General features: G+C 55.8%; 7 protein-coding genes. 6 read left to right on the top strand and 1 reads right to left on the bottom strand.

Going from position 1 to position 8,108, the window contains the following annotated elements; all coding sequences use genetic code 11:
• Nucleotides 1-484 (bottom strand): Hcp family type VI secretion system effector (locus CKW24_RS26620; protein ID WP_095171748.1); only part of this gene is annotated, 484 nt, incomplete at its 3' end.
• 686 nt (nt 485-1,170) lie between these two features.
• Between CKW24_RS26620 and tssA the strand changes: the two genes are divergently transcribed.
• The 6 genes from tssA to tssG all read left to right on the top strand — a co-directional run bounded on the left by tssA (nt 1,171) and on the right by tssG (nt 8,106).
• Complete coding sequence (tssA, locus tag CKW24_RS26615) at nt 1,171-2,727, top strand: type VI secretion system protein TssA (RefSeq protein ID WP_095171743.1); 1,557 nt, start codon at nt 1,171-1,173, stop codon at nt 2,725-2,727.
• Nucleotides 2,728-2,759: 32 nt separating this feature from the next.
• Nucleotides 2,760-3,263 carry a type VI secretion system contractile sheath small subunit gene (tssB, locus tag CKW24_RS26610; RefSeq protein ID WP_095171741.1) on the top strand — a complete coding sequence of 168 codons (504 nt, stop codon included), beginning with the start codon at nt 2,760-2,762 and terminating at the stop codon, nt 3,261-3,263.
• Between the two features lie 28 nt (nt 3,264-3,291).
• Complete coding sequence (gene tssC, locus CKW24_RS26605) at nt 3,292-4,767, top strand: type VI secretion system contractile sheath large subunit (RefSeq protein WP_095171740.1); 1,476 nt, start codon at nt 3,292-3,294, stop codon at nt 4,765-4,767.
• Nucleotides 4,768-4,779: 12 nt separating this feature from the next.
• The gene (gene tssE, locus CKW24_RS26600; RefSeq protein ID WP_095171738.1) at nt 4,780-5,187 is read left to right on the top strand and encodes a type VI secretion system baseplate subunit TssE; all 408 of its coding nucleotides are present in this window, start codon (nt 4,780-4,782) and stop codon (nt 5,185-5,187) included.
• Between the two features lie 160 nt (nt 5,188-5,347).
• Entirely contained in the window at nt 5,348-7,135 is a 1,788-nt protein-coding gene (gene tssF / locus CKW24_RS26595) for a type VI secretion system baseplate subunit TssF (RefSeq protein WP_095171736.1), read from the top strand.
• The gene (gene tssG / locus CKW24_RS26590; protein WP_095171735.1) at nt 7,099-8,106 is read left to right on the top strand and encodes a type VI secretion system baseplate subunit TssG; all 1,008 of its coding nucleotides are present in this window, start codon (nt 7,099-7,101) and stop codon (nt 8,104-8,106) included. Before tssF ends, tssG begins: the two co-directional genes overlap by 37 nt.
• The last annotated feature ends 2 nt before the right edge of the window (nt 8,107-8,108 follow it).

The following is an 8,108-nucleotide window of genomic DNA, read 5'->3' as shown; positions in this document are numbered from 1 at the left end:
CAGAGGTGCCAGACACTTCGTGGGTCCAGGTGATTTTGCGGTAGGTGAACTCAACGTCTTCCAGATGCGTGAAGTGCGAGTTCGCCGGGTCCTGGCAGTTATGCATGTAGTCCTTGATATCAACGATGATCGCGTCTTCGAGCTTGGTGGTGTAGTAGTGCTCTTGAGTACCCGCTGCGGAGGTGCGATACCACTGGATGGTAATCTCAGTCAGGCGCTCGCCGGAAGTCAGTGCTGCCAGCAGCAGCGGCGAGGACTTGTCAAACACCTTGGTGATTTTGACAGGCTTGTGAACGCGCTGACCGGTCGGCTGACCCGATTGCGGATCGCGAGGAATGATCACTTCGTGGTTGAAGCCCTGAACCATGACCTGGTCTTCATGACCTTCCTGGTAAGTGTTGCCGACCGAGTCAGCGGTGAAGGCACCGGCGGTGATCAGGCCCTGTTTGGTACCCGTGATAGACATATATGCTGGCGTAGCCATGGATGCTCTCCTTGCTGAGAATATAGGGACCCACAGGCATGTTTGCGCTGCAGGTTCCAAAACACTCATCAAGGTTTATGCCAACAATATTAAATTCCTTATTTATCAACGGCATTGATTTAAAGTCGTAGATTTGGCTAGCGCCTAACATAGAAATTATCAATAAAAGTGCGCAAGAAGTTGCGCAATGCTGCGCAACTTCTTGCGCACTTGCCTGTGAGTGTTTAAGTGCGTGCGCTGTAGAGGTTTATTCACAGGGTTATCCACATTTCAGTGTGCAACTTATGGCGCATAATGGCAGTTTGGTGTTGCGCGCTTCAGTATCCATAAATATCAATTGCACGGGAAATTTCCACGTGTATTTCCAGACTAATCCTACACCTTTGTCTATTGCGAAGTGTAAGGTGCTCCCGCAATATTTATTCACGGGCCGTTCTCAAACCGCAAAAAAGAGAAATGTTAGGGAATAGAGGCATATTTCAAAGCTTAGGCTCGGCAAGCAAGCGCTAAAGCACTAAGGCGGTGGCGCGGATTTTAAAACTTGCTGAAGTGTGAGTTTCTGATGATTGCGTCGCGCACGCACAAAAATAGCACGCTCGCAATGAATAATTTAAACCTCATCGTTTTGCCCTGGCTCATTGCAACTCTAACGGGTGTGTCGCGGCAATCTTAATTTAAGGTCATGGATGTCGTACTCCAGTAAACTTTCTGCTCATTATCTTGAACTCGCGAAAACCTCTATTTCCAATGAGAGTTTTGCGGGCGAGGACGTTCGGTTTTCGAGCGAATATGAAGCATTGGAAAGCGAGCTGGGTAAAGCCCAATCCATGCATGAAAGCGGCCAGATCGATTGGCTGAAAATCTGCGAAAACAGCGAAACCCTGCTGCGCACCCTATCCAAGGATGTACGAGTCGGGGCTTGGCTGGCTTGGGGCCTGTACCAGCGCGAATCCTTCCAGGGGCTATTGGCTGGACTCGGACTTCTGCAACATCTATGTGAGAACCATTGGGCTGAGATTCATCCAAACAAGACCCGCACCCGCGCGGCTGCCCTCAGTTGGTTAGTGCCACGCCTTGAGCAGGTGCTAAACGAAAATATCGCGATCAAAGAGCAGTTGCCGCTGTTCCGCCGGATGGTGGAGTACCTAGAAGGTCTCGATGCCGCCTGCACCGAACATTTGGGCGACGACGCCCCGCTGTTGCTGCCAATCTCCCGCCGTTTAAAAAACATGATCCAGCGTGCTGCTGACAACCAGCCGGAACCCGGCTTGGTCGGCGCCGCTGTGGCCCAGGTCAAGCAGGCCGCTACGCAATTGTTTGCCCCTGGCGCGCCGATCGACAACGAGAAAGAGGCCCACAAGGCCTTGCGCGCTCAGCAAGAAAACGCCCGTCCATTATGCGCCTGGTGGCTCAAGCAGAAGGCCACCGACTTGCGTGCGCTGCGCCTCAATCGCACGCTGTTGTGGCTGCCCATTGATGCGATTCCCGAGCGTAACGCCGAGCAGATCACCGTGTTGCGCGGTCTACCGGAGGACAAACTGAAGACCTATCAGGATCGCTTTGATCAAGCCAAATACGCAGACCTGCTCGTGGAGCTGGAGGCGAGCTTGGCGAAGGCGCCATTCTGGTTCGATGGCCAGCGAATGGTCTGGGAGTGCTTGCAAGGGCTGAACGCGGAGATGGCGATGCGCGAAGTGGAAATTCACTTCGCGTTATTTATTCAGCGCCTGCCCGGCATCATCGAGCTACGTTTCCATAACGGCACCCCGTTCGCAGATCTGACCACTCGCGCCTGGATCAGTGCCAACGTCACGCCGCATCTGCAAACCTCCAGTTTGCCACGCAAGGTTGAAGCAACCGACACCCAATTGGCCTGGGAGTTGGCCCTGGAGGAAGTCCTGCCGATCTTGCACAAAGACGGCCTCAAGGCTGCCGTGCAGATACTCAAGCAAGGCCTGCAAAGCGCCCACGGCGGACGAGTTCGATTTTTCTGGCAATTTGCCCTGGCCCGGCTTTGCTTCGCAGCAAAGAAATACGAACTGGCCAAGACGCAACTCGAAGCCCTCGACCAAACACTACAGGACTCAGGCCTGCACGCCTGGGAACCCGATCTCGTGCTCGAAGTGCTGCATTTGCTGCATAGCTGCTGCGAGTTATTACCGCAAAACCATGCTGTGAGAGAGCGTAAAGAAGAGACTTATCGCAGGTTGTGCCACCTCGATCTCGAAGTGGTACTCGAATAGGCCCCAGGGCCACAACCGCAAGGAGAAAAGCCATGGCCAAAGAAGGCTCGGTAGCCCCCAAAGAACGCATCAACGTCACCTTCAAACCCTCCAATGGCGGTGCTCAGGAAGAGATTGAGCTGCCGCTGAAGCTGCTGGCAATCGGTGACTACACCCACCGCAAAGACGAACGCAAAGTCGAAGATCGCAAGCCGATCAGTATCGACAAAATGACCTTCGACGAAGTACTGGCCAAGCAAGAGTTGGAGCTGACACTGAGCGTACCGAACCGTCTTCAGGAAGAAGGCGACACTGAAGAACTGGCGGTGAAAGTACGCGTCAGCTCGATGAAGGACTTCAACCCAGCCTCGCTGGTCGAGCAAGTGCCTGAGCTGAAAAAACTGATGGAATTGCGCGACGCGCTGGTGGCCCTCAAAGGCCCGCTGGGTAATGCGCCTGCGTTCCGCAAAGCTATCGAAGGCGTTCTCGCCGACGACGAATCCCGCGGTCGCGTACTGGGTGAGCTGGGGTTGAACTCCGCCGCCCAGGACGCTTGAGTCCCCATCAGCCAAGGAAACCAACACGATGAGCAAGAGTGCATTGCAGCAGAAAACTACCGGGAACGGCGAATACAGCATTCTCGACAACATCATCGCTGAAACCCGTCTGACGCCGGACGACGAAGCCTACGACATCGCCAAACGTGGTGTGTCGGCCTTCATCGAAGAGCTGCTCAAACCGCAGAACAACGGTGAGCCGGTTAAGAAGGCCATGGTTGATCGCATGATCGCCGAGATCGATGCCAAGCTCAGCCGCCAGATGGATGAAATCCTGCATCACCCAGCGTTCCAGTCCCTGGAGTCGTCGTGGCGTGGTCTGCAGTTACTGGTTGATCGCACTAACTTCCGCGAAAACATCAAGATCGAAATTCTCAACGTCTCCAAAGAAGACCTGCTGGACGATTTCGACGATTCGCCGGAAGTGATGCAGTCTGGCCTGTACAAGCACATCTACACCGCTGAATACGGCCAGTTCGGTGGTCAGCCTGTTGGCGCAATTATCGCCAACTACTTCATGTCCCCAAGCTCGCCGGACGTGAAGCTGATGCAGTACGTGTCCAGCGTTGCCTGTATGTCTCACGCGCCGTTCATTGCTGCTGCCGGCCCGAAGTTCTTTGGCCTGGAAAGCTTCACCGGTCTGCCAGACCTGAAGGATCTGAAAGATCACTTCGAAGGCCCGCAATTCGCCAAATGGCAGAGTTTCCGCCAGTCGGAAGACTCCCGCTACATCGGCTTGACGGTGCCGCGGTTCCTCCTGCGTAACCCGTACGACCCGGAAGAAAACCCGGTCAAATCGTTCGTCTACAAAGAAACTGTCGCCAACAGCCACGAACACTACCTGTGGGGCAACACCGCCTATGCGTTCGGCACCAAGCTGACCGACAGTTTCGCAAAATTCCGCTGGTGCCCGAACATTATTGGCCCGCAGAGCGGTGGCGCGGTTGAAGACCTGCCTTTGCATCACTTCGAAAGCATGGGCGAAATCGAAACCAAGATCCCTACCGAGGTTCTGGTTTCCGACCGCCGTGAATACGAACTGGCTGAGGAAGGCTTCATCTCCCTGACCATGCGCAAAGGCTCCGACAACGCCGCGTTCTTCTCCGCGAGCTCGGTGCAAAAGCCCAAGCTCTTCGGCGTCAGCGCAGAAGGCAAGGCTGCAGAGCTGAACTACAAGCTCGGCACCCAACTGCCGTACATGATGATCGTCAACCGCCTGGCCCATTACCTGAAAGTGCTGCAGCGTGAGCAACTCGGTTCGTGGAAGGAGCGTACCGACCTGGAGCTTGAACTCAACAAGTGGATCCGCCAGTACGTCGCCGACCAGGAAAACCCAAGCGCTGAAGTCCGTGGTCGTCGTCCACTTCGCGCTGCCCAGATCATCGTCAGCGATGTCGAAGGCGTGCCTGGCTGGTACCGCGTCAGCTTGAACGTGCGTCCGCACTTCAAGTACATGGGAGCCGATTTCACCTTGTCGCTGGTTGGCAAGCTGGACAAAGAGTAAACGGAGCAGCTCATGACTGGATACGGCAGCCTTTTCGAACGCCTGGGTGGTGACGCGGACAAACGCGTCGGCTGGAGCCGCGAGGTTTCCGCCATGGCGTCCGTGGCTGCCCATCTGGCCAAGATGCTCAGCACCCGTGCGGGCAGCGTACAAACGCTGTCCGATTACGGGCTACCCGATCTCAATGACATGCGTCTAAGTCTGCACGACTCCCTGAGTCAGGCCCGTCTGGCCATCGAAAACTTCATCGAAGCCTACGAGCCACGCCTGAGCAATGTGCGTGTCATCTCCCTGCCGCGTGATCACGATCAGCTTCGCCTGTCCTTCAACATCGAAGGCCTGCTGGAAGTGGATGGTTTCAAGCGTCAGGTCAGTTTCGCCGCGTGCCTAGATGGCAGCGGCCAAGTCAAGGTCAGCTAATGAGACTCGAATGCCCTGACGTCCCAAAGGCAGCAAGCAAATAATCATGACCACAGTTAAAGCGCAGGGTTACCTGGACGGTGTTGTCGTGGGTGATTTATTCAGCCGTCTGGCATTTAGGACGTTTTGTTCATGAGCTCGAATACCAAGCAGGTACCCCGTGTCCTTTAACCACTATTACCAAAGCGAACTCACTGCACTTCGTCAGTTAGGTCGTCGCTTTGCCGAGCGTAGCCCGGCGTTGGCGCCTTTCCTCGGTCAAGCCGGACGGGATCCAGACGTGGAGCGATTGCTGGAGGGTTTTGCATTCCTGACCGGGCGTCTGCGTCAGAAACTCGATGACGAGTTACCGGAGCTCAGCCATTCTCTGATGCAACTGCTGTGGCCCAACTACATGCGGCCGCTGCCATCGTTCAGTATTTTGCAGTTCGGACCGTTGAAACGTTCTGGTCCGGCATTGATGGTCGAACGCGATACACCAGTGGAAAGCGTTCCGATTGATGACGTGCGTTGCCGATTTCGCACCTGCTATCCGACTGAAGTCCTGCCGTTGGACCTAACTGCGCTGAACTACTCGGTGAAGGGCGACGGTTCGCTGATGAGCCTGCGTCTGGAAATGAGCGCCGACGGGCACCTCGGTGAGCTGGAGTTGAGCCGCTTGCGACTGCACTTTGCCGGCGAGCGCTATATCAGCCAGATGCTGTACCTGAGCCTGTTGCGTAACCTGGAAGGCATCGAGCTGATCCCGCTGGACGGCGCCGGCAACCCCATTAATGGCGTCAACGGCACGCCAATGGCGTTCAAAATGCCCGGCGACCGCGTGCAGCCGGTGGGTTTTGCTGAAGAAGAAGCGTTGATCCCTTATCCGCTGAACACCTTCCGCGGTTATCGCTACCTACAAGAGTATTTTGCCTTTCAGGACAAATTCCTGTTTGTCGATATCAGCGGCCTGGACCTACTCAAGGCTTTGCCGGCATATATCCTCAAGCAGGTGCGCGGTCTGGAGTTGCGTTTCGACATTCGCAAGAGTGGAGTCCTGCGTATGCGTCCGACCCTGGACAACGTGAAGCTTCACTGTACGCCCATCGTTAATCTGTTCACGCACGATGCACTGCCGATCCGCCTTGACGGCAAGCAAGACGAGTACCTGCTGCTACCCGCCGAGTACGACCTGGAAAACTGCGGTGTGTTCTCGGTGGAAACCGTGACTGGCTGGAAACCTGGCGGCCTCGGTTACCAGGAGTATGTTCCGTTCGAGTCCTTCGAGCACGACCCCAGTTTCGACGTACCCAACAGCCGTCCTCACTACAGCATTCGCCAGCGCTCTTCCTCGCTGCACGAGGGCCTCGACACTTACCTGAGCTTCGGTGTTCGCCACACCGAAGCCCAGGAAACCCTATCGGTCGAGCTGATGTGCACCAACCAGAACCTGCCGCGCAAGCTCAAGCTTGGCGACATCAGCCAGGCCTGCGAAGAAACGCCGGAGTTCCTGAGTTTCCGCAACATTACCCCTGCCACTTCGAGCTTCGCGCCGCCGCTGAATCATGACTTCCTCTGGAAGCTGATCAGCAACATGTCGCTTAACTATCTGTCGCTGGCCGACGTCAACGCGTTGAAGGTGATTCTCGAAACCTATGACCTGCCACGCTATTACGACCAACACGCTGAAAAAGTCAGCAAACGCCTGCTCGGCGGGCTCAAGTCGATCAAACATCAACACGTCGATCGATTGCACCGAGGGTTGCCGGTTCGTGGGCTGCGCACCGAACTGACCATCGACCCGCAAGGGTATATCGGTGAGGGCGACCTGTTCGTTTTCGCTTCGGTTCTTAACGAGTTTTTCGCGCTTTACGCCAGTCTCAATTCCTACCACGAGCTGCGGGTAAAAAGCACACAGGGAGAGGTGTACCAATGGACACCACGTATGGGCCTGCAACCGCTTCTTTAAGTGCACTGACCCGAGGCATACGCGAGTACTCGCTGTTTCAGGCCGTACTGTTGGTAGTTGACCGACTACGCGAAGCACACCCTCATCTCAGCCAAGACGATTTGTACGACCAACTGGAATTTCAGGCCAATCCCAGTCTGGGGTTCCCCGGCAGTGACCTTGATCGCGTTGAGTTCTTTCACGAGCACGGGCTGATGCGCGCGCGCCTGCGATTCAATTTGATCGGACTGGTTGGTTCTGGGTCACCGCTGCCGGCGTTTTACGCAGAACAGGCCCTGGGCGACAGCGAGGATGGCAACCCAACCCGCAACTTCCTAGACCTATTTCACCATCGCCTACAACGGCTGATGCTGCCGATCTGGAAAAAATACCGCTATCGCGCCAGTTTCGAGAGTGGTGCCCTCGACCCTTTTTCCTCTCAGCTGTTTGCCCTGATCGGCCTCGGCGGTGAAGAGATCCGGCGCGCCCAAGAGCTGAATTGGAAACGCCTGCTGCCGTATCTGGGCTTGCTCAGTTTGCGTGCGCATTCGGCTGCGCTGATCGAAGCGGTGCTGCGTTACTACTTCAAACACGCCGAACTGACCATTGAACAGTGCATTGAGCGCCATGTGGAAATCCTCGACGAACAGCGTAATCGCCTAGGACGAGCCAACTCCACGCTTGGTGACGACGTGGTGTTGGGGGAGACCGTACGCGATCGCAGCGGCAAGTTCCGGATCCACATCCGTGAGCTGGACTGGCAGCGCTTTCACGAGTTTCTGCCAATCGGTTTCGGCTACCAGCCGCTGTGTGCACTGGTGCGGTTCACCCTCCGTGACCCGCTCGATTACGACATTCGCCTGATGCTGCGCCACGAAGAAATTCGCGAACTGCGTATTGGTGAGCAAAACGCTTGTCGCCTGGGATGGACCAGTTGGCTCGGCCGCGAAAAAGCGGACGGTGTGGTGACTCTGGGTAGCAAAATTCATTAAGG

The sequence above is a fragment of the Pseudomonas sp. Irchel 3H3 genome, from assembly GCF_900187635.1.
Classification (GTDB): Bacteria; Pseudomonadota; Gammaproteobacteria; order Pseudomonadales; family Pseudomonadaceae; genus Aquipseudomonas.
The sequence above is the reverse complement of the archived record's forward strand: the minus strand, read 5'-3'. Positions and strand labels throughout refer to the sequence as shown.

Coding starts and splice junctions, on each gene's coding strand:
- tssE (WP_095171738.1), top strand. CDS start 4,780: ATGACTGGATACGGCAGCCTTTTCGAACGCCTGGGTGGTGACGCGGAC.
- tssC (WP_095171740.1), top strand. CDS start 3,292: ATGAGCAAGAGTGCATTGCAGCAGAAAACTACCGGGAACGGCGAATAC.
- tssA (WP_095171743.1), top strand. CDS start 1,171: ATGTCGTACTCCAGTAAACTTTCTGCTCATTATCTTGAACTCGCGAAA.
- tssG (WP_095171735.1), top strand. CDS start 7,099: ATGGACACCACGTATGGGCCTGCAACCGCTTCTTTAAGTGCACTGACC.
- tssB (WP_095171741.1), top strand. CDS start 2,760: ATGGCCAAAGAAGGCTCGGTAGCCCCCAAAGAACGCATCAACGTCACC.